Consider the following 24,872-nt stretch of genomic DNA (forward strand, 5'->3'; position numbering starts at 1 on the left):
CCCGTTCCCATGCCGAACACGGCCGTTAAGCTCTTCTGCGTCAATGGTAGTTGGGGGCTTCCCCCTGCGAGAGTAGAACGTTGCCGGGCACCAAAAAAGAACCCCTTCATCTGATGGTTGATCCATTGGGTGAAGGGGTTTTTTGTGTGGAGAAAAGATGATGGGGGTTCGTCGGTACCAAGATAAAAAGTTCAATAGCAAGACCAAGGCTAGATAAACCAAGAGGGATGAAGCTTGTATCAAGAGGAGAAAGGCGACAGCAAGAGAGATGGAGGGATAACCAAGACCAAGCGGCGATTACTAAGCTCCAGACCTCGATATCAAGAAAGAACGTGATCATACCAAGCTCCAGACTTTGATATCAAGAGAATCCAACACTTTAGTAAGCGCGCCTCTCTCCATAGTAAGAAAGAACCTACTTTTACCAAGCACTCTCTAAAAAAACATCAAGATCATTATGTTACACCGCTAGAACGCCAAACTACTTTAACTGATTGTATTAGCCAAGGAGTAGAAGAGATAGCAAGGTGCACATATTCATCATCAAGATAGATTAACCATTTACCAAGAAACTATAGTCATCAGATAGACCAGATAGATGCATCCCAAGAAGGAATTACTTTATTCCATGCTAATCCGGTAATTCATCAAGAAGAAGGATCAGATATCAAGAGAGAGTATAGAAGAACCAAGCCTATTCAATGAATCATCAAGAAGACACAAGCGATAGCAAGAGAATCAACTAAAGCACCAAGCTAATCCGCCTTTTACCAAGCTCACCTTCTCTACACCAAGAAAGAACCCTTCATTAGTAAGACCACTCTCCAAACACCAAAACCTTCACACTACCGCCAAAACTCCAAACCCATTCAAAAAGGAATAAACCTATCCAGGTTTACTAACATAGTAAACAATACAAGCCATATACCAAGAAGAACTACATAACACCAAGACCATGCTCATCCAAACCAAGAACCAAGCCACTTTACCAAGAAACCAAATATCTACTAAGAGAGCATACACCATCACTCCATTCATTCCTTCGATCGTAAATAATGTTCAATAAGCAAAGGCAGCTTCTTATTGGAGATGGAGAGGAACTGTTTGATATAGGGAAGATCTTCTCCTTCAAAGTTATGATGCAGCTCTCCCCACCATTCAGCCTCATAGCGACAGATCATGCTGAGGTTGTAGAGGAGAAGATAATGAATAGATAGCTCTGGTAAGGGGCAAAAGTCTTCTCGTTTACGGAGAATATAGTGATCTCCATTTATAGATGTTAGCCATGGTGGGCTTTGGTATAAAGTCGGCTTAAAAAGTAAGGGAATGGTGATACTATGTTTGTTTGATTGAATGCCCACTTGTCGATTAAACCATCTGTTTTGATTCTGCTGTTCTAAAAAAAGTCCAAAACGATTGGCGGTCATGTGAAGATCATCTAACAGGGTAGAAGATATACTAAAGGATTGAGATCGGTACGTTATTGGCAAACTAATCTCTTGATTTGTCATGGTGGAGTACAAAGGATGCATGTCAGCGATTTGTTTCATGAGTGCATTCATTTTAAACTTCTCAGAGGGCATCTGTTTCACATGAAACATTTTAGAGAGGGAGTGCAAGAAAAGACCATTCTTTTGGACTTTTATTTCATCATCAAGAAATCGATACCCTTGTTTCTTACGTTTTCTGGTGGTGACACCGTGGGCAAGGATAGCAGAGTTCTCCGGATAATATGGGTCTACAGTTAAGACACAGGCTTTAAGCATCTGAACTATTCCATAAAAAAGGAGCATAGGTTGAATTTCTATTGGCGAGCTCGAAGCTTGTTGAAAGTATAGTCGACCTTGTTGAAGGTGGTAAATAAATGAATAGCTGGTATGATAGCTTAACGTTTTTGCTTGAGTAAGGGACTGTTTTTCGTAGCAATTAGTTAAGAACCGCTTAGTGTAGCTAATTGATTCAAAGGGAATAAATGCCTGATTCATTAAGATCACTCTTTCAATCATTATCGTGTGTATATTCAGAAAAGTTGTACTTAACGCCTTTTCTTGACAGTAGTTTGCCCAATTGATACGCTACTAATAATATTCTGAGGTATTTATACAATTATTTATTGGGAGGATGATTAACATCATGTGGGAAACAAAATTTCAAAAAGAGGGATTAACTTTTGATGATGTACTACTATTGCCCGCCAAATCAGACATTTTACCGCGTGATGTCTCTGTAAAAACAAAGCTTGCGGAGAATCTGCAGCTAAACATTCCTATTATTAGTGCAGGGATGGACACGGTAACTGAATATCAAATGGCTATTGCGATTGCTCGTGAAGGTGGTCTTGGTATTATCCACAAGAATATGTCCATTGAGGAGCAAGCAGAGCAAATTGATAAGGTGAAACGTTCGGAAAGTGGCGTTATTACAAACCCATTTTATCTAACTCCAGATCGACAAGTTTTTGATGCAGAGCACCTAATGGGTAAATACCGTATCTCTGGGGTTCCAATAGTAGATGAGAACCGTAAGCTTGTTGGAATTTTAACGAACCGTGATCTTCGTTTTATTGAAGATTATTCTATTAAAATTGATGACGTAATGACAAAAACAAATTTAGTGACTGCTCCAGTAGGGACAACTCTTCAGGAAGCAGAAAAAACGTTACAGTTATATAAAATCGAAAAGCTTCCATTAGTTGATGATGAAGGTATCCTTAAAGGTCTTATTACTATTAAAGACATTGAGAAAGTAATTGAGTTTCCTAACTCTGCAAAAGACTCACAGGGTCGGTTGGTAGTTGGAGCGGCGATTGGTGTATCTGCAGATGCTGAAATGCGGATTGCTGCTGTTGTTGAAGCAGGAGTAGATGCAATTGTTATCGATACAGCTCATGGTCATTCTAAAGGGGTTCTAGATCGAATTGCACAAATTCGTAATCAATACCCTTCCTTAACGATTATTGCGGGTAACGTGGCTACAGCAGGGGGTACACGTGACCTGATCGAAGCTGGTGTTGATGTTGTTAAAGTTGGAATTGGACCTGGTTCAATTTGTACAACGCGTGTGGTTGCAGGAATTGGTGTTCCACAAATTACAGCGATCTATGATTGTGCAACAGAAGCACGTAAACATGGCGTACCGATCATTGCAGATGGTGGGATTAAATATTCAGGTGATATCGTAAAGGCACTTGCTGCTGGTGGACATGCTGTCATGCTAGGAAGTTTACTTGCTGGTACATCTGAAAGTCCTGGAGAACGAGAAATCTTCCAAGGGCGTCAGTTTAAAGTGTATCGCGGAATGGGTTCTTTAGGAGCTATGGAAAAAGGTAGTAAAGACCGTTATTTCCAGGAAAATAATCAAAAGCTTGTCCCTGAAGGTATTGAAGGTAGAACACCATATAAAGGGCCTCTAAGTGACACGATCCATCAGTTGGTAGGTGGGATTCGTGCCGGAATGGGTTACACAGGTACACCAACCATTGTTGATTTACGTGAAACAGGAGAATTTATTAAAATCAGTGGAGCGGGTCTAAGAGAAAGTCATCCACATGATGTTCATATCACAAAAGAAGCGCCAAACTATTCCGTATAGAATTTGACGCGAAATTGTAACGTTTTTCAAATAGATAGAGTCTAACTCTATCTATTTTTTTGTACTTGCATATGATAAAATTACCTCTGTGTTAAAAATAGCGGAGGTGGAAGGTTTGAGTAAGCCAGCAAAACAAAAGGTATTACTTGGTATGATGGCAGCATCGCTGGCACTATCAATTGGTTTAAACCCGCAGACAGCAAAAGCGGCAATTGATGTAGAAGCATCAGCGTCAATCTTAGTTGATGCAGATTCAGGAAAAATTTTATATGCAGATAACATAGATGATCAACTACCTATTGCAAGTATGACAAAAATGATGAGTGAATACTTAATTTTAGAAGCGATTGATCAAGGACAAATTAGTGAGGACGATGAGGTCGAGATCAGTGATCATGTACGTTCGCTCTCCTTACAAATATCGTTATCGAATGTACCACTTAGACAAGACTATTCGTATACCGTAAAAGAGCTTTATCAATCCGTGGCTATCTATTCAGCTAATGCTTCAACGATTGCTTTAGCGGAACATGTTGCTGGTTCAGAAGCTAACTTTGTTCAAATGATGAATGATAAGGCGGAAGAGCTTGGGCTTGAGAGCTATAACTTTGTGAATTCTAGTGGGTTAAACAATAGTGATTTATCTGGTAATCATCCGGACGGAACAGATGCGGATGCAGAGAACGAATTAACGGCCAAGTCGGTGGCTCAGCTTGCCTATCACCTTCTTAAAGACTACCCAGAAGTATTAGATACAGCGAGTATCCCAGAGCTTGAATTCCAAGCTGGGGAAGAAGAAGTCATTGAGATGCAAAACTGGAACTGGATGATTCCAGGTGTAAATGCTCAGCACGAGTATGAAGGTGCAGATGGACTAAAAACAGGCTTTACATCAGCTGCAGGTAATTCATTCACGGGTACGGCTGTTCGTGATAATATGAGATTAATTACGGTTGTTATGGGTGCTGAAACTCGTGATGATCGCTTTGATGAAACAGCTAAATTGTTTGATTATGGGTTCGACAATTTCCATGAAGCAGAACTGCTTTCTGAGGGGTATAAACCTGAAGGAGAAGATGTTGTTTCCGTTACAGGTGGTAAAGAGAATGAGGTTTCTCTTTCTACATCTAGCGCGTTAACAGCTGTGATTAAAAATGATGAAGATGAGTTGTATGTACCTGAGGTCAATCTATCTGAAGATCTTCTGAATGAGGATGGAGAGTTTGTTGCTCCTTTAGAAGAGGGTCAAGAGGTTGGAGAAGTTTTCTTAGCGTATAATGGAGAAGTAGAAGATCAATACTTATATAGCAATCAATCAAATTCAACGCCTTTAGTAACTGAACAAGCCGTGGAAAAAGCAGGCTGGTTTACGATGAGTATGCGAGGGATTGGTAGCTTCTTTTCAGGTATTTGGACATCTGTTTCTGATACTGTTACTGGTTGGTTTTAATTAAAGCTCTATACTACTTAGGTGTATTCGTACTACAAATCATAGATTAGATTTCAAACTATTAGAGTGGGGGATTTTAAAATGAGTCAGACTGGTACAGATCGTGTAAAACGTGGAATGGCAGAAATGCAAAAAGGCGGTGTCATCATGGACGTGGTGAACGCCGAGCAAGCAAAGATTGCTGAGGAAGCGGGAGCTGTAGCGGTTATGGCGCTAGAACGAGTCCCTTCAGATATTCGTGCAGCTGGTGGAGTAGCTAGAATGGCTGATCTACAAATTGTTGAAGACGTGATGAACGCTGTATCAATCCCGGTTATGGCTAAAGCACGTATTGGACATATTGTTGAAGCTCGTGTTTTGGAATCAATGGGTGTCGATTATATTGATGAGAGTGAAGTGTTAACACCAGCTGACGAAGTCTATCATTTATATAAACGTGATTATACGGTCCCGTTTGTATGTGGTGCTCGTGATCTTGGTGAAGCCGCTCGTCGAATTGGCGAGGGTGCATCAATGATCCGTACAAAAGGTGAGCCTGGAACGGGAAATATCGTAGAAGCCGTTCGTCATATGCGTATGATGCAGGCACAGATTAAAACCGTTGCAAATATGTCTAAAGATGAATTAATGACAGAGGCAAAAAACCTTGGTGCTTCGTACGAATTACTCCTTGAAATCAAAGAAACAGGAAAATTCCCTGTGGTGAATTTTGCCGCTGGTGGTGTTGCCACTCCTGCTGATGCTGCATTAATGATGCAGCTTGGTGCAGATGGTGTTTTTGTTGGATCAGGTGTCTTTAAGTCAGATAACCCTGAAAAATTTGCTCGTGCCATTGTGGAAGCAACCACGCATTACACAGATTATGAACTCATTGCTAATGTCTCTAAAGGCTTAGGATCAGCGATGAAGGGTTTAGAGATTTCTACTCTAGCTCCATCTGATCGTATGCAGGAGCGCGGCTGGTAAGGATGATTAAAATTGGAGTACTTGCTATGCAAGGGGCTGTGCGTGAGCATGTGCGCAGTCTTCAAGCAGAGGATACCGAAATTGTTATCATAAAAAAAGTGGAACAACTCCAAGAGATTGATGGACTGGTTTTTCCTGGTGGGGAAAGCACCACTATGCGTCGATTGATTAATCAATATGGTTTTTTTGAACCACTGCAGTCATTTGGAAGAAGTGGCAAGCCAATCTTTGGGACATGCGCGGGCCTTATACTGATGGCTCGTGAAATTGCCGGACAAGATTCACATCTCGGCCTCATGAATATAAAGGTACAGAGGAATGCATTTGGACGTCAAAGGGAAAGCTTTGAAACAACACTTGAAGTTCAAGGTGTAGCAGAAGATGTGCGTGCTGTATTCATTCGAGCGCCTTTAATTGAAGAGGTTGGTGAACAGGTTGAGGTTCTCTCCACATATAATGGAGAAATTGTCGCTGCGAGGCAGGGACAGTACTTAACGTGTTCGTTTCACCCTGAATTAACGGATGATTTCCGTTTGCATCAATTTTTTGTTACAATGGTGAAAGAAGCAAACGAACAACGAATTAAATAAGCAAATATGTTGATAGGGACTAGTAAGGCTTATACGTTTGATGCAGAGAGCCGGTGGTGGTGCAAACCGGAACAAACAGAGCTTGAATCCCCCCTTGAGTGAATGGTCGAAATAATAGTAAACGATTCCGTCTTGCCTTCGTTACAGGTTTTGAGTGGTCCTTATTTGATGAGGGCTATAAGGGTGGCAACGCGGGTATGCTCTCGTCCCTTCTATACACATGTATAGGAGTGGCGGGAGTTTTTTGTTTGATTTAAATGAATGTATAACTAGGAGGAAAAAAGATGTTAGATGTGAAGCAATTACGAAAAGAATTAGACGTAGTAAAAAAACAATTGGCTACTCGAGGTGGAGAGCAGGAAGGCTTAAATCAATTTGAACAGTTAGACAGTGAGCGCCGTGCGTTAATCGTTGAGACGGAAGAGCTTAAAAGCCGCAGAAACCAAGTATCTCAAGATGTTGCTAAAATCAAACGAGAAAAAGGCGATGCAGACGCATTAATTACAGAAATGAAGCAGGTATCTGAAAATATTAAAGGATTGGATGAAAAGCTACATCACGTTGATGAACAGTTAAATAAGATCCTATATACGTTGCCAAACCTACCACATGAAAGTGTGCCTGTTGGCGAATCTGAGGAAGATAACGAAGAGGAAAGAAGCTGGGGAGAAGCAAAAGAATTCTCTTTTGAACCAAAACCTCATTGGGATCTAGCATCAAATCTCGGCATAGTTGATTTTGAACGCGCTGCAAAGGTAACAGGCAGCCGGTTTGTATTCTACCGTGGTATGGGTGCTCGCTTAGAGCGTGCCCTTATTAACTTTATGATGGATCTACATGCGGATGAGCATGGCTATGAAGAAGTTCTCCCGCCATATATGGTGAACCGTGATAGTATGCTTGGAACTGGACAGCTTCCTAAATTTGAAGAGGATGCCTTTAAAATTCGTGAAGAGGATTATTTCTTAATTCCAACTGCGGAGGTTCCAGTCACAAATCTATATCGTGATGAAATTATTGAGGGTGACAAACTGCCACTTCGTTATGCAGCATACAGTGCGTGCTTCCGTTCTGAAGCGGGATCTGCGGGTCGTGATACTCGAGGCCTGATTCGCCAGCATCAATTTAATAAAGTAGAGATGCTTCATTTCTGTAAACCAGAGGATTCTTATGCAGAGCTTGAAAAGATGACAGGGCATGCGGAGAAGGTACTGAAGTTGCTTGATCTTCCATACCGAGTGTTAACACTATGTACAGCAGATATGGGCTTCACAGCGGCCAAGACATATGACCTTGAAGTATGGCTTCCAAGCTATGGTGAGTACCGTGAGATTTCTTCTTGCAGTAATGTTGAAGGTTTCCAGGCGCGACGCGCAAACATTCGTTTCAAGCGTGAAGCGAAAGGGAAAGCTGAACACGTTCATACTCTAAATGGCTCTGGACTTGCCGTTGGCCGTACAGTGGCAGCTATTCTTGAGAACTATCAACAGGAGGATGGAACCATTAAAATTCCAGAAGTCCTACAGCCATATATGGGTGGTAAAACAACGATTCAATAAGACAAGGAGGAAGCCGAGATGAAGTATGCGATTTGCCAGATTCAGCTTGTACCTGGGCACCCAGAAGCAAACTATCAACTAATTGAGCAATGGACACATACAGTAATGTCTGCAGAGCAGAAGCCAGATATTCTGGTCCTTCCAGAGATGTGGACAACAGCTTATACTCTGCCTGATCTACAGGGGCTCGCAGAACATCGTCTTGAAATCACTCTTCCTTTTTTACAGCGACTTGCAATGCAGTACGACGTTCATTTTATTGGGGGATCCGTTGCAAATCAAAAGGACGGAGGTATTTATAATACAGCTCTTGTTGTCAGTAGACAGGGAGAGCTCGTTTATGAATACGATAAGGCTCATTTGGTACCAATGCTAAATGAGCCTGCTTATCTTCAAGAGGGGAAGTCGCTTGCACGAGTATTTGAGCTTGATGGCATAAAAATGGGCGTCATCATCTGTTATGATTTGCGTTTTCCTGAGCTAGCCAGGTCACTTGCCCTTGAAGGGGCACAAGTTCTTCATATTGTAGCTGAATGGCCAGAGGCTAGAACTTCGCATTGGCAGGCTCTGCAAGTGGCACGAGCCATTGAAAATCAATTTTATGTCGTATCAAGCAATGTGATTGGATCGTACGACGGAGTTGAATTTGCTGGTTGTTCAATGGTCAGTGATCCGTGGGGAGATACATTAGCTCAAGCTTCTCAAGATAAAGAAGAAACCTTACTGATTTCTTTAAATTTGCAACAAGTCCCTAAGGTAAGAGAGGATGTTCCTGTTTTTAAAAGTCGGAGAGCAGATCTCTACTAAAGAAATTAAAAAAATGATGACAAGATGATCTGTTCAAGATACAATATTTCTAATTGTTCGACATATTTTTCGGCTTTTGAAACATAATATGGCGAATAGTTAAGATTAGGAGGGATGTTGTATGGCGAATCAATCGCTGCCTCAAACACCAATGAGTGAACGAGAGCGTAAGAAGTTTTTACGAGGTGCGATTTTCTTAATGGCGACTTCCTCTATTGGACCGGCCTTTTTGACTCAAACTTCTTTATTCACACAGCAATTTATGGCAAGCTTTGCATTTGCTATAGTCGCATCCATCATCATTGATATAGGCGCACAGTTAAACATCTGGCGAGTCATTTCAGTTTCTGGTCTGCGTGGACAGGAAATTGCAGGGAAGGTCTTGCCAGGATTAGGTTTGTTTGTGGCCATTCTGATGGTGTTTGGTGGATTCGCATTTAATATAGGTAATGTTGCAGGAGCTGGATTAGGGATTAATGTTCTTTTTGGACTTCCTGTTGAGCTAGGAGCTGCAATTACGGCTGTTATTGCGATCGTTATTTTTCTAGTACGCAACGCAATGCGGATTGTGGACTGGGTTATGCAGGTATTAGGTATTATCATGATTGTTATGGTTGGTTATGTGATGTTTAGTACAAGCCCACCACTTCAAGAAGTCCTGATTAAAGCTGTTCTTCCTGATAACTTTAATGCGTTACTTCTACCAATTGTCACGCTTGTAGGAGGGACTGTTGGAGGGTACATCTCTTTTGCTGGTGGACACCGCCTTATTGACGCAGGTGTAGTTGGAAAAGAGAATGTAGGCTTTGTCAGCCGTGCAGCGAACTATGGGATCTTAACAACGGGTATCATGAGGGTCTTTCTTTTTCTAGCTGTATTAGGGGTTGTAACTCTTGGTTATACGTTAGATGAAGGAAATCCAGCTGCGACGGTCTTTCAAGTAGCACTTGGAGATATTGGGTATAAGATGTTTGGGATTGTGTTGTTTGCTGCAGCCATCAGCTCTGTTATTGGCTGTGCCTATACAAGCATCTCATTCCTGCGGTCATTTCATCCGTTTTTTGAGAAGTATAATAGCACGATTATTGCTGTATTTATTGCTATTTCAACCATTATCTTTGTATTTATCGGTCGTCCTGTTCAGCTATTGGTTCTTGCAGGAGCATTAAATGCATTAATTCTTCCAGTTGTACTGACAACCATTTTAATTGCCTCCCGTAAAAAATCAATTGTAGGGGATTACCGTCATCCAACGTGGCTGATTGTATTTGGAATTATTGCGATCATTGTCACGATAGGTGCTGGGTATATTTCAATTGGTGCTTTAATTGATTTATGGACAGGTTGATAGATAAGAAAAAAGGATGCCATTACGGCATCCTTTTTTTTGTTACGTATAGGCAGGCTCACGCTTACCTTGTTCAATCTCTTCCATGTAGTGACATGCAGCCATATGACCTTCTTTAAGATAATCTGTTGTGCGAAGCTCAGGTGTCTCCGTACGACATTTATCAGTGGCAAATGGACAACGTGTATGGAAACGACATCCTTCAGGTGGATCAATAGGAGATGGAACATCGCCTTTTAAGATAATACGATCAGCTTTATTTGCTGGATCTGGTACTGGAATCGCAGATAGTAATGCTTTGGTGTAAGGGTGCTGTGATTGATCAAATACAGATTTCTTATCACCAATCTCAACGATACGACCAAGATACATAACAATCACTCGATCTGAAATGTGGCGAACCACACCTAAATCATGCGAAATAAAGAGATAAGTTAGTTTCAGTTCACGTTGAAGCTTTTTAAGCAGGTTAATTACCTGTGCTTGAATGGATACATCCAGTGCAGATACAGCCTCATCACAGACAATTAACTTTGGATCAACAGACAATGCACGGGCAATTCCGATACGTTGTCTCTGTCCGCCACTAAATTCATGTGGATAGCGATCAATTTGGTGTGGTCCAAGACCAACAGTATCCATTAATTCTTTGATACGGTTTTCACGTTCTTTTTTAGGTACAGCATTTTGAATTTCCATTGCTTCGTAAAGAATTTGTCTAACTGTTTGACGCGGGTTAATGGATGCATACGGATCTTGGAAGATAATCTGAAGATCCTTACGCATTTTCCGCATCTCTGACTTGCTAATGGCAAGTAGATCTTTTCCTTGAAATTCAATTTCACCACTTGTTGGTTCATCAAGTCTCAAGATGGCACGTCCAGTTGTAGACTTTCCACAACCTGATTCCCCAACGATACTAACTGTTTCTCCTTCTTTAATGGCGAAGGAAACACCATCTACAGCTTTAACATGGTTAACGGTACGACCAAGCATTCCACCTTTAATTGGAAAATGCTGTTTTAGATCATTAACCTTGAGTAGTTCTTGTGCCATGAACCTTCACCTCCGGATCGCCGTCCCACTCATCAGAGTAAATCCAGCAGCGTATTTGATTTCCGTGCTCGTCTTCTTCTAAATCCGGCAGACGATTGCATATCTCACTAGCATGCGGGCAACGTGGTGCGAAACGACAGCCAGTTGGCATATTAGCGGGACTTGGAACAGATCCTCTAATTACAGACAGATCTTCTCCTTCTACGTCAACGTCGTGGCGTGGAAGTGATTCAAGTAACCCAACAGTATATGGGTGACGAGGATTAGCAAAAAGCTCTTCAACAGTTGCATACTCAACAACTTTTCCACAGTACATAACGGCTACATAGTCACAGGTTTCAGCTACAACTCCAAGATCATGAGTAATCATGATAATCGACATACCTAAACGATTCTGAAGATCTTTCATTAGTTCTAGAATTTGCGCTTGAATTGTAACATCAAGTGCCGTTGTTGGTTCATCAGCAATTAAAAGCTCAGGATTACAGGCTAGAGCCATAGCAATCATGACACGCTGACGCATACCACCCGATAATTCATAAGGGTATTGATGTACACGTTTTTCTGGAGATGGAATACCAACTAGCTTAAGCATATCAATTGATTTAGCGATTGCTTCTTTTTTACCTACTTTTTCGTGAATACGGAAAGACTCACCAATTTGCTGACCTACTGTATAAACAGGATTTAGAGAAGTCATTGGCTCTTGGAAAATCATTGAGATTTCATTTCCGCGTATCTTTCTCATTTCATTTTCGTTTTTATTCGTTAAATCTTCGCCTTTAAACTCAATTTCTCCACCAACAATTTTCCCTGGGTTTTGGATTAATTTCAGGATCGACATAGCTGAGATACTTTTACCAGATCCAGATTCACCCACAATTCCAAGAGTTTTGCCTTTAGGTACATCAAAGGTTACACCGTCAACAGCACGAACCTCCATACCTTGAGTGAAAAATGAGGTGCGAAGATCTCGGATTTTTATAATCGAATCATTACCCATGAAGGGTCACACACCTTTCATAAAATAATTGTTCTTACTATAAGAACAGTATCAGTCTACGTCGACTCGTTTGTTTAATAGTTTGTATGCCACATCTACAAGTAAATTGACGATAACAAACAATAATGAAACAACAAGTACAGTTCCTTGAACGATCGGGAAGTCACGTGCTCGGATCGAATCAATAATTAAGCGACCCATTCCGTTAATGGCAAATACAGATTCCGCTAGTACCGTTCCTCCAAGTAATGAACCAAACTGAAGTCCTACAACGGTTACGACAGGAATCATCGCATTTTTAAGGGCATGTTGATAAATTACATAACGTTCTTTTACCCCTTTTGCTCGTGCCGTTCGGATATAATCTTGTCCGATGACTTCAAGCATACTAGAGCGAGTCATTCGTGCGATAATCGCTGCACCAGTTGTTCCTAGTGTTAGAACAGGTAATACCATTTGACTAAATGTTCCCCAGCCAGATGATGCGAACCAACCTAAATTAATAGAGAAGTATTGAATGAGCATTAGACCCATCCAGAAGTTAGGCATAGACAATCCAAATAGAGCAATGATCATAATACCTGTATCTGCAAAGCTATATCGTTTTGTTGCTGAGATAATACCTGCAAGCATTCCTAGAAAAATACTGAAGATTGTACTATATAAAGCAAGTTCGACGGTTACCCAAAAGCGGGCTCCGATTTCGTCTCCAACAGCTCTACCATTTCGTATTGAATTACCAAAATCTAAGGTAACAACATCTTTTAGGTAGCTAAAGTATTGAGTGGGTAACGAATCATTAAGACCTAGTCGTTCTCTCATTTGTTCAACTTGATCGCCAGAAGCTGCTTCTCCGGCAAGAATCTGTGCTGGATCACCAGGAATTAAATGAACAAGACTGAACGTAATAATAGTTACGCCTAAAAGTACAGGAATTGTTTGTACCAAACGTCTGATGATGAAGGTTAACATGTAATCGGCTCTCCTTTCTAATCTCTAAGCTTTGGATCAAGCGCGTCACGTAATCCATCACCAAAAATATTAAATGCTAGAACAACTAAAACAATTGCTAGACCAGGAAATAGAGCCACGTGGCCAGCATCGTACATATAGTTTCGTCCATCTGCAAGCATCGCTCCCCATTCAGGAATTGGAGGCTGAGCGCCAAGTCCAAGGAAAGACAAACCAGCAGCTGTTAAGATAGCCGTTGCAATACTTAATGTCGCTTGAACAATAAGTGGTGATGTAATATTCGGAAGAATGTGTTTAAAAATAATGCGGAAGTCACTCGCACCTAGTGCTTTAACGGCATCTACATATTCGAGCTTCCTAACAGTTAAGGCTGAACCACGCGCAATACGTGCAAAAACGGGCACGGAGAATAGCGCAACGGCAATAATTACATTGTTCATGGATGGTCCAAGGACCGAAACAATGGCCAGGGCAAGAAGAATCCCAGGGAAAGCTAGTAGTATGTCTGTAATCCTCATGATGATGTTATCAATTCGTCCACCATAGTATCCTGAGATTACACCAAAGATTGTCCCAACAATGGCTCCAAGAGCTACCGAAGAGAAACCTACATAGAATGTTAAGCTCATCCCGTGGATAATACGGGTAAAGATATCGCGACCGTGATGGTCTGTCCCTAACCAATGGTCAGCAGAAGGTCCTTCTAATTTTACAGAATAGTCCTGTGCACTCGGTTCAAGAGTTGTAAAGTATGGACCGATCAAAGCAACGATCATTAAAAAGATAATTAAGAAAGCTCCAACCATAGCCGGTTTGTTGCGGGCTAAACGCTTGAAAAAACTCTTCATGCTTTTGATCCGCGGATTTTCGACAGGAGCCGGCGTGTATTGATTGGATGGTTGTTGATGTTCTTGCATAGCTTCTAACTTCCTTTCTTTAGGAGAATCGGTTTACGTGTAAAGCCTTATCCAGCCTGTGCTCACGTTGATAGATTATACCATGTTCAGAGAATATTAAAACAAAAAAACTATTAATGAAAAATAATCTTACATGTTTATTTTTAGAAACTGACAAAATATGTGTTTTATCCCGAGACATATAGGGGTTTTTGTCGGTCTTAACGAGATTTGTTAGGGAATAAGTCCCAAAAGAAAACTTTGTGAAAAAATGTGTTGTAAAGCAAACTAGTTTCGGGGTATAGTGATTATGTAATTTTCTGAATACACACAATAGTGAGAGGGGTTTCAAAACTTGGAAAATTTTAAAAAGAGATATTTATTCAGTTCTGTACTAGCACTAACAGTATTTTTAGGGGCTTGTGCAAGTGAACCAACAGGTAACGGAGGCGACTCTGGAACCGACGATGACGGAGAAACTGCAGATAATGGAGGAACAGAAGGTGGAGATCTAATCATCTCTTTAGCTTCTGATGCTGTATCGCTAGATCTTCACGGTTCGAATGATACATATTCTAGTAATGTGGCTTCAAATATTTATGAAACTCTAGTTTTTCATGATAAGGATTTGGAACTACAAGATGGACTAGCTGAAAGTCATGAGCAACTAGACGCTAATACATGGGTATTTAACCTACGTGAAGGTGTAACGTTCCATGATGGATCTGAATTTAATGCAGAAGTAGTAAAAGCGAACCTTGATCGTATTTTAGATCCAGCTATCGCCTCTCAACGTGCATTTTTATACGATATGATTGAAGAAGTTGAAATCATTGATGATTATACAGTAGAGATTACGACTGAATATCCATTTGCGCCGCTTCCTGCTCACTTAGCACATAATGGTGGGGGAATGATGAGTGGCGAAATGATCGCTGCTGATTATGAAGCAATGGAAAATGGCGAAGAGCCTGGCTCAGTCATCAACCAAGAAGCGATTGGAACAGGATACTTTAAGTTTGATAGCTGGTCTCCAGGTAATGAACTGAAGATAGTGAAAAACGAAGATTATTGGGGAGATGCAGCAAAGGTTGACTCCGTTACCTTCCGCGTTGTTCCTGAGGATGGTACGCGAATCGCTGATTTAAATACTGGAGCAGCACATATTGCTGATCCACTTAGCCCAAGTGATGTTTCTCAAATTGAAGCAACTGAAGGTATGTATATTGAATCAACAGAAAGTGTTGCGATGATGTACATCGGTTTTAACTCTCAGAAAGAACCATTTGATGATCCTAATGTGCGTAAAGCTCTTTCAATGGCTATTAACAAACAAAGTATCATTGATGGAATTTATGATGGACATGGTTTAGAAGCGAAGAGTCCATTAGCTCCAAAAGTTTACGGATACAGTGAAGACATCGATGTAATTGAATATGATCCTGAAGAAGCAAAAAGTTTGTTAGCAGAAGCTGGCTATAATGAAGGAGATCTTTCAATTACATTTAACACAAGTGACCATCGTGAGCGTCAAAGTATTGCTGAAAATGTTCAACAAGCCCTTAGTGAAATTGGTGTAACAGTGAACATTGAGATGGAAGAGTGGGGTTCATTCTTGGAATCAACGGCTAATGGGGAGCAAGAAATGTTTGTTCTTAGTTGGTCTACTGTAACAGGTGACGGGGATTATGGATTATTCCCATTATTCCATGAATCACAGCATGGTTCTGCAGGTAACCGTACCTTCACAGATGATGCTGAGCTAAATGATCTATTAATGGGAGCTCGTCAGAATGAAAATCAAGAAGAGCGTCTTGATCAATATCTAGAAGCACAAAATATCATTGCAGATGAAGCAATTGTCTTGCCACTATTCCATGAAGACTATCTATTAGGTGTAAGTGATAGTGTTGAAGGCTTATGGCAGCATCCGACAAGAAGATTAATGCTTCAAGATGTAACGCTTAACTAATAAGTATAGGAAGAGACATGCACTCCAATGGAGCGCATGTCTTTTTTTGGTGGTTGGGAAAAAGTTTTTGGAGAAGGAATTTGAAGAGATTGGACAGACGTATTTTATATGAATAAAAGAACGAAAAGCATTCTTCTTAACGGAGACTCCTTTAAGCTACGCCAGCCTCTTCGGTTTTTAAAAGGTACCTTAACGGAAGTAAGGATCGGGATACTGCTGTAGCAACGCTTTTGATCCTTTTTCGCATGTGTGAATGTGATTTTGAATTCTCTATTTTCAGATAATATTAAAAATATTGATTAAACTGAATATACTATCTAAAAATAAGGTCTAACCCTTGTATCTTATTGATAAATCAGATTATTTGAATGTGTACTAACATAAAAAGTTATATAAAATTATTGTCGAACTTTTTAAAATCATGTATAGTGTATTAATATTAATACATTAATATAATATTTAAGGGGGCAATACAATGAAGTTGGGAAAAAAACATCTTTCTATGTGGATGCTAATTCTAATGCTAAGCTTTGGTTTGGCTGCATGTGCGAGCGAACCTGATAACAATTCAGGGGATGGCGACACTGCTGGAGACGGAGATTCAGAGGGTACAGGTGGCGATCTAGTTATTGATATGCAATCTGAAGCTGTTTCACTAGATCCACACACAGTAAATGACGTTCCTTCTGGTAACGTTCAATCGAATATTTATGAAACACTTGTTTATTTTGACGAGAACATGGATATTCAAACTCGTCTTGCTGATAGCTGGGAGCAAATTGATGATACAACTCTTCAATTTACTCTACGTGAAGGAATTACTTTTACTGACGGCGAAGTACTAAATGCCGAAGCAGTTGAAGCAAATATTGAGCGTATTACTGATGAAGCGATTGCTTCTCAACGTGCATTTCTTTTTGAAGATATTACTGATATTAATGTTGTAGATGAACAAACTATTCAATTTATCACTGAAGAGCCTTCAGCTTCACTAGTTTATAGCTTCGCGCATAATGGTGGTAGCATGATTAGTCCTAAATCTATTGAAGCAGATTATGCAGCAATGGAAGATGGAGAATCACCAGGTTCTGTTATTAGTGCAGACCCAGTTGGAACTGGATTATTTACACTAGAAGAATGGCAGTCAGGTAATAGCATTCAATTAGTGAAAAATGATGATTATTGGGATGAGCCTGCTAAATTAGATTCTGTTACATTCCGTGTTGTAAACGAAGATGGAACTCGATTAGCTAACATTGAGACAGGTAGTGCACATGTTTCTGAGCCTACAAGTCCTTCTGATGTAAGTCGTATTGAGAACTCTGCAGACATGGAACTTTTGGAAACAGAAAGCTTAAATATTTCTTATATTGGTTTTAACACTCAGTCTGAACCGTTTGATGATGTAAATGTTCGTCGTGCGATTTCAATGGCTATTAACAACGAAGACATCGTTAACAATCTTTTTGATGGTTATGGTACTCCAGCTAAAGGACCTATGGCTCCTGGAGTTGTAGGATATGATGATCAACTTGAGCCAATCGAATACGATCCAGAAGCTGCAGAAGAACTTCTTGCTGAAGCTGGATACGGCGATGGATTCTCTATGACAATCTCAACAAACGATACGAGAGAGCGTCAAGATCTTGCTACATTTGTACAAGCTGAACTTGAGAATATCGGTATTGATGTAAGTATCGAGATTGTTGAGTGGGGTGCATACCTTGATCAAACAGCTCAAGGTGACACAGATATGTTCGTACTTGGATGGAGTTCTGCAACTGGTGATGCGGATTATGCATTAGCACCATTATTCCATTCGGATAACGTTGGTGACGCAGGAAACCGTTCGTTCTTCCAAAATGACGAAGTTGATGCTTTATTAGATGAAGCGAAATATGAGTTAGAGCCTGCGAAGCGTAATGAGCTTTACAGTGAAGCTCAACAATTAATTATTGATGAAGCTCCAATGCTATTCACTCATCACAAAGTTGATCTAAATGCATATTCAAACACTGTACACAATCTATACCGTCATCCCACAGGTGACTTCTGGTTACAGGACGTTTATATCGACTAATAGCACTATCAATGGACAGGCACTCTTCGGAGCGCCTGTTTTTTTATCCTTATTATTTGAAAAAATTGTCGTTTATCTGAGAGTAATGTCGCATTTTATGTGATAAGGTAAAAAATCACTCGTTTATTATCTGAAAATACGGTATATTGTTCCGATACAAGATTTTAGAATCTTTAAAATACTACCAAGAGTTTGAAAGGGTGCCTATCATGAAAAAGTCTTATTTACTACTTGTATTACTAACAGCGGGGTTAGCGGCATGTGCAAGTGAGCCACAGTCCTCCGGTTCAGAAAATGAGGCTTCCTCAGACAGTCAAGGTGGAGATTTAGTTATTGATATGGGGGCTGAGGCCGTATCACTTGATCCGCATCTAGCGAATGATGTTCCTTCTGGAAACGTAGCTTCAAATATTTTTGATCGTCTCGTTACGTTTGACGGCGAAATGAACATTGAAAATAATCTAGCGAAGCATTGGGAGCAAGTCGATGATTTGACTCTTCGTTTTGAACTTGAGGAAGGTGTTACTTTCCATGATGGCGAACCTTTTGATGCAGAAGCCGTAAAAGCAAATATTGAGCGTATAACCGATCCTGATATTGCGTCACCACGTGGCTATTTGTTTACAAATATCTCTGAAGTGGATGTCGTTGACGAATATACAGTTGATGTTAAAACAGAAGAACCGTTTGCCCCACTTATTTATAGTTTTGCTCATAATGGTGGTGGAATGATTAGTCCAAAAGCAATTGAAGAAGATTATGCAGCAATGGAAGAAGGTAAGGAGCCTGGAAGTGTCATTAATAGTCATCCGGTTGGATCTAGTTATTTCGAGTTTGAATCATGGACAACTGGCCAGGAAATTAAATTAGTAAATAATGAAGACTATTGGGGAGAACCCGCTAAGTTGGATTCAGTGACATTTAAAACAGTTCCTGAGGATGGAACACGTTTAGCTGACTTAGAAACAGGTAGTGCACATGTATCTGATCCGTTTAGTCCTTCTGACGTTGAGCGAGTGATGGCAACAGACGGATTAGATATTATTGAATCTAATAGTATGGGAATCGAGTACATTGGCTTTAACACACAAAAAGCACCATTTGATGATAAACGCGTACGTCAAGCAATCTCAATGGCGGTAGATAATGAAGCAATTATCGAAAATCTGTTGAATGGGTATGGCGTTCCAGCGATTGGACCGATGTCTCCGCAGATCATTGGATTTGATGATACGGTAGAGCCGCTTGAATACGATCCGGAAAAAGCAAAAGAGCTTTTAGCTGAGGCTGGGTATCCAGATGGGTTTGAAACATCGATATGGACAAATGACAAACGTGAGCGTGTTGATTTAGTAACCTATCTTCAACAAGAGTTAGGTGAAATTGGGATTACAGTTGAAACGGAAACGATGGAGTGGGGATCTTATTTAGATCAAACCAACTCAGGTGATCACGATATGTTTGTTCTAGGATGGAGTGCGTCAACAGGAGATGCAGATTATGCTCTTTCTCCTCTATTTCATTCAATGAATCATGGTGCAGCAGGTAATAAGTCATTCCTTGATAATGAAGAAGTAGATCAACTACTTGAAGACGCTCAGCACGAGATGGATGAAGAAGTACGTATGGCTATGTATAAAGAAGTGCAGGATATTCTAATTGAAGAGGCACCTCTCATTTATACGCACCATAAGCAAGAGGTTAATGCAATTAGTGACTCTGTCAAAAATTTATGGCGCCACCAAAGCGGTGATTTTCAGCTGCATGAAGTGTATATTGAAGAGTAAAAAAGCTTCTGGGGATTAGCATAGCTGATCCCCAGATTCTTTTTTTATTATCTTGCGGCAACGCTTGAGAATCTGCTACGATACGGTGGAGACTTGAGTGGAGGCGGATGCAATGTCTAATCTTGTAGAGGATAATCAAGACCACATCTACTGGATGCGGCAAGCAATAAAGCAAGCAGAAGAAGCAGAGAAAATTGGAGAGGTTCCTATTGGTGCGGTAATCGTCAAGGATGGACAAATCATTTCGTCGGCTCATAATCTAAGGGAGACCACTCGAAATGCAGCTGCGCATGCAGAGTTACTGGCTATCCAACAAGCGTGTGATGCACTGGGTGCTTGGCGTTTGTCTGATTGTACCCTTTATGTCACGCTGGAGCCGTGTCCAATGTGTGCAGGAGCAATTGTGCAGTCGCGCATTCCAACTGTAGTATATGGGGCATCCGATCCTAAAGCAGGATGTGTTGGGACTTTAATGAACCTTTTGGATGAATCGCGATTTAATCATCGGAGTGAAGTGATAGCAGGCTGCTTAGCTGAGGCGTGTGGCGCGCAACTTACGGCATTTTTTCGCGGATTACGAGCGTTGAAAAAAAAGGAAAGATCTGAATAAGACAGCCCGTCTTGCATAATATGAACTTTTGCCGTATACTGATGAATGCATCAGTTGATGATGCCTAACTATATTATCAACTTTGCCGTGCTAGGTGGGGAGGTAGCGGTGCCCTGTCGCTCGCAATCCGCTAGAGCGAGACTGAATCCCTTTCCTAGGTCATGCCAATGTTTGGTCTGCCCTAAGTAAGTAGTGTTGACATTTGGGTTCTGCGCAACGAAAACTCATGAATCCTGTCAGGTCCGGAAGGAAGCAGCAGTAAGTGAATCCTTTCGTGTGCCGCAGAGTTGCCTGGATCGAGCTAACTGCTTAGGTAACGCATGTGTTGGTATGATCGAAGAAAGGTGCACGGTATATATACATAGAAGCTAAGCAATTGCGCCAGTCGCAGTTGCTTTTTTTCATGCAGATTGAGCTAAGCTATGAAAAGAACTTAGAAGTGTCTATAATAGAAGGAAGAGAGAAAAGGAAAGGACGGGATAACGGCATGGGTTACCAAGCATTGTATCGAGTATGGCGCCCGCAGCTGCTGAAGGATGTTGTTGGCCAAACGCATTTAACAAAAACTTTGCAAAATGCGCTAGTCCAGAATAAATTCTCGCATGCGTATTTGTTCTCCGGACCTAGGGGTACCGGGAAAACAAGTGCAGCCAAAATTTTTGCTAAGGCCATTAACTGTGAACAAGCACCAACAGCTGAACCGTGTAACGAATGTGCGGCGTGCCGAGGAATCTCAAATGGATCAATTGTTGATGTCATGGAGATTGATGCGGCTTCTAATAATGGTGTGGATGAAATACGAGATATTCGCGATAAAGTGAAATTCGCTCCTAGTGAGGTGCATTATAAGGTTTATATTATTGATGAGGTACATATGCTCTCAACGGGAGCCTTTAATGCGTTATTAAAAACACTAGAGGAGCCACCACCACACGCGGTTTTTATTTTAGCTACTACTGAACCGCATAAGATCCCTCTTACGATCATTTCTCGTTGTCAGAGGTTTGATTTTAAACCCATCTCGTCTGAAGCGATGATCTATCGCATGAAAGAGATCCTGGAAGCTGACGACGTCCATGTGGAAGAAGAGGCGCTCCATTTGATTGTTCAAGCGGCAGATGGGGGAATGCGTGATGCCCTAAGTTTGCTAGACCAAGCGATTTCATTCTCTGATGAGGTTGTGAGTGGGGAGTCTGTTCGACTCATCACTGGAGCGGTATCAAGACAATCTTTAGCGAGTGTTGTGCTAGGTTTGCATGATGGACAGCCATCGGAGCTTCTACAGACGATTGATCAGGTTCTAAAAGATGGAAAGGATCCAAAACGTTTTGTGGAAGACCTACTCTATTATTTTCGGGATGTTCTTTTATATAAAACGGCACCAGACGCAGCGGCTTTGTTAGAACGAGCTGTTCCAGATGACAATTTCAAAAGATTGTCTGAGGAACTGAGCTATGATTGGTTATATGCCGCAATCGATACAGTGAATCAAACGCAACAAGAAATGAAGTGGGCCACCCATCCAAAGATTCTGATTGAACTGGCTGTTATTCAGTTAATGAATAAACAAAATGTATCCACTCCCGTAATGCAGGAGCAAGCGGTCCACTCTCCAGAACTTGAACAGAAGGTAAAAAAGCTTGAGCAGATGATTGATCAACTGCAAAAGCAAGGCGTTCAGGTGAAATCAGATGACAAGGCATCGGTTCAGCCGAAGCGAACAAGAAAAGCGCCCCAACAAACACGTATGGCTACAGGACAAGTGAAGGAGTTGCTTGGAAAGGCAGAGAAGCAGAAACTTCAACAGGTCACCTCGCAATGGCCAGACGTCGCTTCACGGATGAAGGTAAAAAGTGTACCTGGATCCGCCTGGTTAAATGATAGCCGACCAGTTGCTGCTTCGCCCGATGCAATCCTGTTAGCATTTCAAAATGAGATGCATCGTGATATGATGGATACGAAGTTTAGAGAAACCTTGATCGAGGTCCTACAAGAGGTATTTGGAGAAGGTATGTCGTTTTTGACCTTACTTCAATCACAATGGACTAAATTAAAGGATGAGTTTGTACAGGAACAGAAAACAGGAGATACTGAAGAGAATTCTGAGGGGCAACCTGTATCTGATCCCCTTATTGATGAGGCTGTTAAGCTTGTTGGTGAGGATTTGATTGAATGGGCAGACCAAAAATGACTGGAGGCATAATAAGATGAAAAACATGGGTAATATGATGAAACAAATGCAGAAAATGCAAAAGCAAATGGCACAGGCTCAGGAAGAGCTAAAAGAAAAGACGGTGGAAGCAACAGCTGGTGGTGGTATGGTGACTGTCACGGCAAGTGGTGACAAGCGTATTTTGGATATCGCTATTTCTGAGGACGTTGTCGATCCGGACGATATCGAGATGCTTCAAGATCTTGTTCTAGCAGCAACAAACGAAGCTCTTAAGCTTGTTGATGAGCTTGTTGAACAAGATATGGGTAAATTCACTAAAGGAATGAATATTCCTGGAATGTTCTAGGGAGGTTAGCCGTTGCAATATCCTGAACCGATAGCCAAGTTAATAGATGGCTTCATGAGATTACCTGGAATTGGTCCTAAGACAGCGAGCCGATTGGCGTTTTATGTATTAGATATGAAAGAAGATGACGTTCTTGATTTTGCGAAAGCGTTAGTGAATGCGAAACGAAACTTAACTTATTGTTCGGTGTGTCACAATATCACGGATCAGGATCCATGCCATATTTGCGAGGATAAGGCGCGTGATCAGTCTATGGTATGTGTGGTGCAAGAGTCGCGTGATGTAATGGCGATGGAGAAGATGAGGGAATACCCTGGACAGTATCATGTTCTTCATGGAGCAATATCTCCAATGGAAGGCATTGGTCCTGAGGATATTAAAGTTCCTGAACTTCTTAAACGTCTGCAAGATGACACGATACAAGAAGTTATTATCGCAACCAACCCGACGATTGAAGGGGAAGCAACTGCCATGTATATTTCCCGTTTGGTTAAACCAACAGGTATTAAGGTGACCAGAATTGCTCACGGTCTACCTGTCGGTGGGGACTTAGAATACGCAGATGAAGTTACGTTATCAAGGGCTATTGAAGGCAGACGAGAATTGTAAGGCAGGCGAGGTCATTGTTTTTTCGAAAAAAAGGTAAGCTTAGAATGGAAGAAAATGAACGACTGCTGAACCATATAGAGGTCATGAAAGAACGGTATGATAACCAAAGACAGCTGATTGAACATAGTGTGGATCCATCTGAAGATGTGATTTCACGGATGAAGCTGACGGAGGCAAAATACTCGTTTTTATTAAGAGAAGCTCGAATAAGGCATACAAGGAAGAACAATCTGTGAAGACAGGTTGTTCTTTTTTTGTGAGTAGAACATATTATGAGGTATGGCCAAGCTGTATGGGAGGGGAGACATGGATCCGGTTGTTTTGTTTGTATTGTTAGGAGGGGCTGTAGTGTTGCTTTTAACGGTAGGGGCTCCGATGAGGCCAATCCGACTCGTGGGTAATTTAGCTGTAAAGCTTGTCATTGGGTTATTGTTGTTATTTCTAGTGAATGCGTCTGGTAGTTGGACAGGGATGCATATTCCTATTAATCCGATCACTGCTTCTATTACGGGCGTTTTAGGAGTACCCGGGGTCGTTTTGCTTGTAGCTGTGAAGCAGTTTCTTCTATAAGTAAGGCGCTGAACCTTATTCGTATTCATTACGGGGAAGGTTTTTTTGCTGTATTTTTAATAAACATATCAAGAAATACAAAATAGTTATTGCTTTTTCTTTTGGCACATGGTAAATTATATCTTGCTGTCAGGTAAGCAAGTAAACAACTTACAACTTATAAATTCTTTTTAAAAAAGTTCTTTACTTTCTAACACACACTATGGTATATTAATTAAGTCGCCAACAGCGATAGCGAGTTCTTTGAAAACTGAACAAAAGCCAAGCGTACGAAGAGATACACAGTATCTCATAGTAATAAAAAGTCGCAAAAAGTTAACTCGTTTTCGAGTAATAATTTGTGCAATTTAAACTTTGTATGATTTTTGACACATTTTGTGTCTATCATCAAAGCCAGCAGTTGAGCAATCAACTCACCACTTTTATGGAGAGTTTGATCCTGGCTCAGGACGAACGCTGGCGGCGTGCCTAATACATGCAAGTCGAG

The 24,872-nt window shown here is 41.0% G+C and carries 21 protein-coding genes, 2 rRNA genes, 1 other RNA gene and 1 other annotated feature; of the genes, 19 read left to right on the top strand and 5 right to left on the bottom strand.

What is annotated here, in order from left to right; all coding sequences use genetic code 11:
• A 5S ribosomal RNA gene (gene rrf / locus J2S05_RS20290) occupies positions 1-89 on the top strand; the annotation flags it as partial.
• 945 nt (positions 90-1,034) lie between these two features.
• On the opposite strand, the gene J2S05_RS20295 is transcribed toward rrf, so the two are convergent.
• A complete protein-coding gene (locus J2S05_RS20295; protein ID WP_306986111.1) occupies positions 1,035-1,985 on the bottom strand; it encodes a YaaC family protein in 951 nt (316 codons plus the stop codon).
• Between the two features lie 148 nt (positions 1,986-2,133).
• Between J2S05_RS20295 and guaB the strand changes: the two genes are divergently transcribed.
• The 7 genes from guaB (at position 2,134) to J2S05_RS20330 (ending at position 10,311) form a co-directional block, all read left to right on the top strand.
• On the top strand, positions 2,134-3,591 hold the full coding sequence (gene guaB / locus J2S05_RS20300) for an IMP dehydrogenase (protein WP_306986113.1): 1,458 nt from the start codon (positions 2,134-2,136) through the stop codon (positions 3,589-3,591).
• A gap of 106 nt (positions 3,592-3,697) precedes the next feature.
• The gene (locus J2S05_RS20305; protein WP_370873665.1) at positions 3,698-5,041 is read left to right on the top strand and encodes a D-alanyl-D-alanine carboxypeptidase family protein; all 1,344 of its coding nucleotides are present in this window, start codon (positions 3,698-3,700) and stop codon (positions 5,039-5,041) included.
• Between the two features lie 81 nt (positions 5,042-5,122).
• Positions 5,123-6,007, top strand: a complete 885-nt coding sequence (gene pdxS, locus J2S05_RS20310; protein ID WP_306986117.1) for a pyridoxal 5'-phosphate synthase lyase subunit PdxS — start codon at positions 5,123-5,125, stop codon at positions 6,005-6,007.
• Positions 6,008-6,009: 2 nt separating this feature from the next.
• On the top strand, positions 6,010-6,597 hold the full coding sequence (gene pdxT, locus J2S05_RS20315) for a pyridoxal 5'-phosphate synthase glutaminase subunit PdxT (protein WP_306986119.1): 588 nt from the start codon (positions 6,010-6,012) through the stop codon (positions 6,595-6,597).
• Positions 6,598-6,811: a binding site (T-box leader), on the top strand.
• Between the two features lie 70 nt (positions 6,812-6,881).
• Positions 6,882-8,156, top strand: a complete 1,275-nt coding sequence (serS, locus tag J2S05_RS20320) for a serine--tRNA ligase (RefSeq protein ID WP_306986121.1) — start codon at positions 6,882-6,884, stop codon at positions 8,154-8,156.
• Between the two features lie 18 nt (positions 8,157-8,174).
• Positions 8,175-8,963 carry a carbon-nitrogen family hydrolase gene (locus J2S05_RS20325; protein ID WP_306986123.1) on the top strand — a complete coding sequence of 263 codons (789 nt, stop codon included), beginning with the start codon at positions 8,175-8,177 and terminating at the stop codon, positions 8,961-8,963.
• 121 nt (positions 8,964-9,084) lie between these two features.
• Positions 9,085-10,311 carry an NRAMP family divalent metal transporter gene (locus J2S05_RS20330; RefSeq protein WP_306986126.1) on the top strand — a complete coding sequence of 409 codons (1,227 nt, stop codon included), beginning with the start codon at positions 9,085-9,087 and terminating at the stop codon, positions 10,309-10,311.
• Positions 10,312-10,353: 42 nt separating this feature from the next.
• Here the strand turns inward: J2S05_RS20330 and J2S05_RS20335 are convergent, their stop codons facing one another.
• Genes J2S05_RS20335 through J2S05_RS20350 form a run of 4 tightly spaced genes read right to left on the bottom strand, consistent with a single transcriptional unit; the run spans position 10,354 to position 14,259 of the window.
• Entirely contained in the window at positions 10,354-11,367 is a 1,014-nt protein-coding gene (locus J2S05_RS20335) for an ABC transporter ATP-binding protein (protein WP_306986129.1), read from the bottom strand.
• Entirely contained in the window at positions 11,342-12,370 is a 1,029-nt protein-coding gene (locus J2S05_RS20340; protein WP_306986131.1) for an ABC transporter ATP-binding protein, read from the bottom strand. The genes J2S05_RS20335 and J2S05_RS20340 overlap by 26 nt, the downstream gene beginning before the upstream one ends.
• 51 nt (positions 12,371-12,421) lie before the next feature.
• On the bottom strand, positions 12,422-13,342 hold the full coding sequence (locus tag J2S05_RS20345; RefSeq protein ID WP_306986133.1) for an ABC transporter permease: 921 nt from the start codon (positions 13,340-13,342) through the stop codon (positions 12,422-12,424).
• Between the two features lie 17 nt (positions 13,343-13,359).
• Positions 13,360-14,259 carry an ABC transporter permease gene (locus J2S05_RS20350; RefSeq protein ID WP_306986135.1) on the bottom strand — a complete coding sequence of 300 codons (900 nt, stop codon included), beginning with the start codon at positions 14,257-14,259 and terminating at the stop codon, positions 13,360-13,362.
• A gap of 334 nt (positions 14,260-14,593) precedes the next feature.
• On the opposite strand from J2S05_RS20350, the gene J2S05_RS20355 reads away from it, so the two are divergent.
• From J2S05_RS20355 to J2S05_RS20405, 11 genes are all read left to right on the top strand, one after another.
• Positions 14,594-16,210 carry a glutathione ABC transporter substrate-binding protein gene (locus J2S05_RS20355; protein WP_306986137.1) on the top strand — a complete coding sequence of 539 codons (1,617 nt, stop codon included), beginning with the start codon at positions 14,594-14,596 and terminating at the stop codon, positions 16,208-16,210.
• A gap of 475 nt (positions 16,211-16,685) precedes the next feature.
• Positions 16,686-18,290 (top strand): glutathione ABC transporter substrate-binding protein, encoded by a 1,605-nt coding sequence (locus J2S05_RS20360; protein WP_306986139.1) that lies wholly within the window; start codon positions 16,686-16,688, stop codon positions 18,288-18,290.
• Positions 18,291-18,499: 209 nt separating this feature from the next.
• Complete coding sequence (locus J2S05_RS20365) at positions 18,500-20,077, top strand: glutathione ABC transporter substrate-binding protein (protein ID WP_306986141.1); 1,578 nt, start codon at positions 18,500-18,502, stop codon at positions 20,075-20,077.
• Positions 20,078-20,189: 112 nt separating this feature from the next.
• Positions 20,190-20,687: a tRNA adenosine(34) deaminase TadA gene (gene tadA, locus J2S05_RS20370; RefSeq protein WP_306986143.1), complete on the top strand. Its 498-nt coding sequence runs from the start codon at positions 20,190-20,192 to the stop codon at positions 20,685-20,687.
• Positions 20,688-20,772: 85 nt separating this feature from the next.
• Positions 20,773-21,039: signal recognition particle sRNA large type (ffs, locus tag J2S05_RS20375), an RNA gene on the top strand.
• Between the two features lie 135 nt (positions 21,040-21,174).
• Entirely contained in the window at positions 21,175-22,878 is a 1,704-nt protein-coding gene (dnaX, locus tag J2S05_RS20380) for a DNA polymerase III subunit gamma/tau (RefSeq protein WP_306986145.1), read from the top strand.
• Positions 22,879-22,894: 16 nt separating this feature from the next.
• A complete protein-coding gene (locus J2S05_RS20385) occupies positions 22,895-23,206 on the top strand; it encodes a YbaB/EbfC family nucleoid-associated protein (protein ID WP_306986147.1) in 312 nt (103 codons plus the stop codon).
• A 12-nt stretch (positions 23,207-23,218) separates the two neighbouring features.
• Positions 23,219-23,815: a recombination mediator RecR gene (recR, locus tag J2S05_RS20390; RefSeq protein WP_251608680.1), complete on the top strand. Its 597-nt coding sequence runs from the start codon at positions 23,219-23,221 to the stop codon at positions 23,813-23,815.
• Positions 23,816-23,829: 14 nt separating this feature from the next.
• The gene (locus J2S05_RS20395; RefSeq protein ID WP_306986149.1) at positions 23,830-24,051 is read left to right on the top strand and encodes a YaaL family protein; all 222 of its coding nucleotides are present in this window, start codon (positions 23,830-23,832) and stop codon (positions 24,049-24,051) included.
• 70 nt (positions 24,052-24,121) lie between these two features.
• Positions 24,122-24,385, top strand: coding sequence for a pro-sigmaK processing inhibitor BofA family protein (locus tag J2S05_RS20400; protein ID WP_306986151.1), 264 nt, complete (start codon positions 24,122-24,124; stop codon positions 24,383-24,385).
• A gap of 421 nt (positions 24,386-24,806) precedes the next feature.
• A 16S ribosomal RNA gene (locus J2S05_RS20405) occupies positions 24,807-24,872 on the top strand; the annotation flags it as partial.

It is taken from the genome of Alkalicoccobacillus murimartini, from assembly GCF_030813245.1.
GTDB lineage: Bacteria > Bacillota > Bacilli > Bacillales > Bacillaceae_D > Alkalicoccobacillus > Alkalicoccobacillus murimartini.

Excerpts from the sequence above, each read along its gene's own strand:
- serS (WP_306986121.1), top strand. The coding sequence starts at position 6,882 with ATGTTAGATGTGAAGCAATTACGAAAAGAATTAGACGTAGTAAAAAAA.
- tadA (WP_306986143.1), top strand. The coding sequence starts at position 20,190 with ATGTCTAATCTTGTAGAGGATAATCAAGACCACATCTACTGGATGCGG.
- pdxT (WP_306986119.1), top strand. The coding sequence starts at position 6,010 with ATGATTAAAATTGGAGTACTTGCTATGCAAGGGGCTGTGCGTGAGCAT.
- J2S05_RS20365 (WP_306986141.1), top strand. The coding sequence starts at position 18,500 with ATGAAAAAGTCTTATTTACTACTTGTATTACTAACAGCGGGGTTAGCG.
- J2S05_RS20345 (WP_306986133.1), bottom strand. The coding sequence starts at position 13,342 with ATGTTAACCTTCATCATCAGACGTTTGGTACAAACAATTCCTGTACTT.
- J2S05_RS20360 (WP_306986139.1), top strand. The coding sequence starts at position 16,686 with ATGAAGTTGGGAAAAAAACATCTTTCTATGTGGATGCTAATTCTAATG.
- J2S05_RS20325 (WP_306986123.1), top strand. The coding sequence starts at position 8,175 with ATGAAGTATGCGATTTGCCAGATTCAGCTTGTACCTGGGCACCCAGAA.
- J2S05_RS20400 (WP_306986151.1), top strand. The coding sequence starts at position 24,122 with ATGGATCCGGTTGTTTTGTTTGTATTGTTAGGAGGGGCTGTAGTGTTG.
- pdxS (WP_306986117.1), top strand. The coding sequence starts at position 5,123 with ATGAGTCAGACTGGTACAGATCGTGTAAAACGTGGAATGGCAGAAATG.
- J2S05_RS20335 (WP_306986129.1), bottom strand. The coding sequence starts at position 11,367 with ATGGCACAAGAACTACTCAAGGTTAATGATCTAAAACAGCATTTTCCA.
- J2S05_RS20385 (WP_306986147.1), top strand. The coding sequence starts at position 22,895 with ATGAAAAACATGGGTAATATGATGAAACAAATGCAGAAAATGCAAAAG.
- J2S05_RS20350 (WP_306986135.1), bottom strand. The coding sequence starts at position 14,259 with ATGCAAGAACATCAACAACCATCCAATCAATACACGCCGGCTCCTGTC.
- dnaX (WP_306986145.1), top strand. The coding sequence starts at position 21,175 with ATGGGTTACCAAGCATTGTATCGAGTATGGCGCCCGCAGCTGCTGAAG.
- J2S05_RS20340 (WP_306986131.1), bottom strand. The coding sequence starts at position 12,370 with ATGGGTAATGATTCGATTATAAAAATCCGAGATCTTCGCACCTCATTT.
- J2S05_RS20330 (WP_306986126.1), top strand. The coding sequence starts at position 9,085 with ATGGCGAATCAATCGCTGCCTCAAACACCAATGAGTGAACGAGAGCGT.
- J2S05_RS20295 (WP_306986111.1), bottom strand. The coding sequence starts at position 1,985 with ATGAATCAGGCATTTATTCCCTTTGAATCAATTAGCTACACTAAGCGG.
- guaB (WP_306986113.1), top strand. The coding sequence starts at position 2,134 with ATGTGGGAAACAAAATTTCAAAAAGAGGGATTAACTTTTGATGATGTA.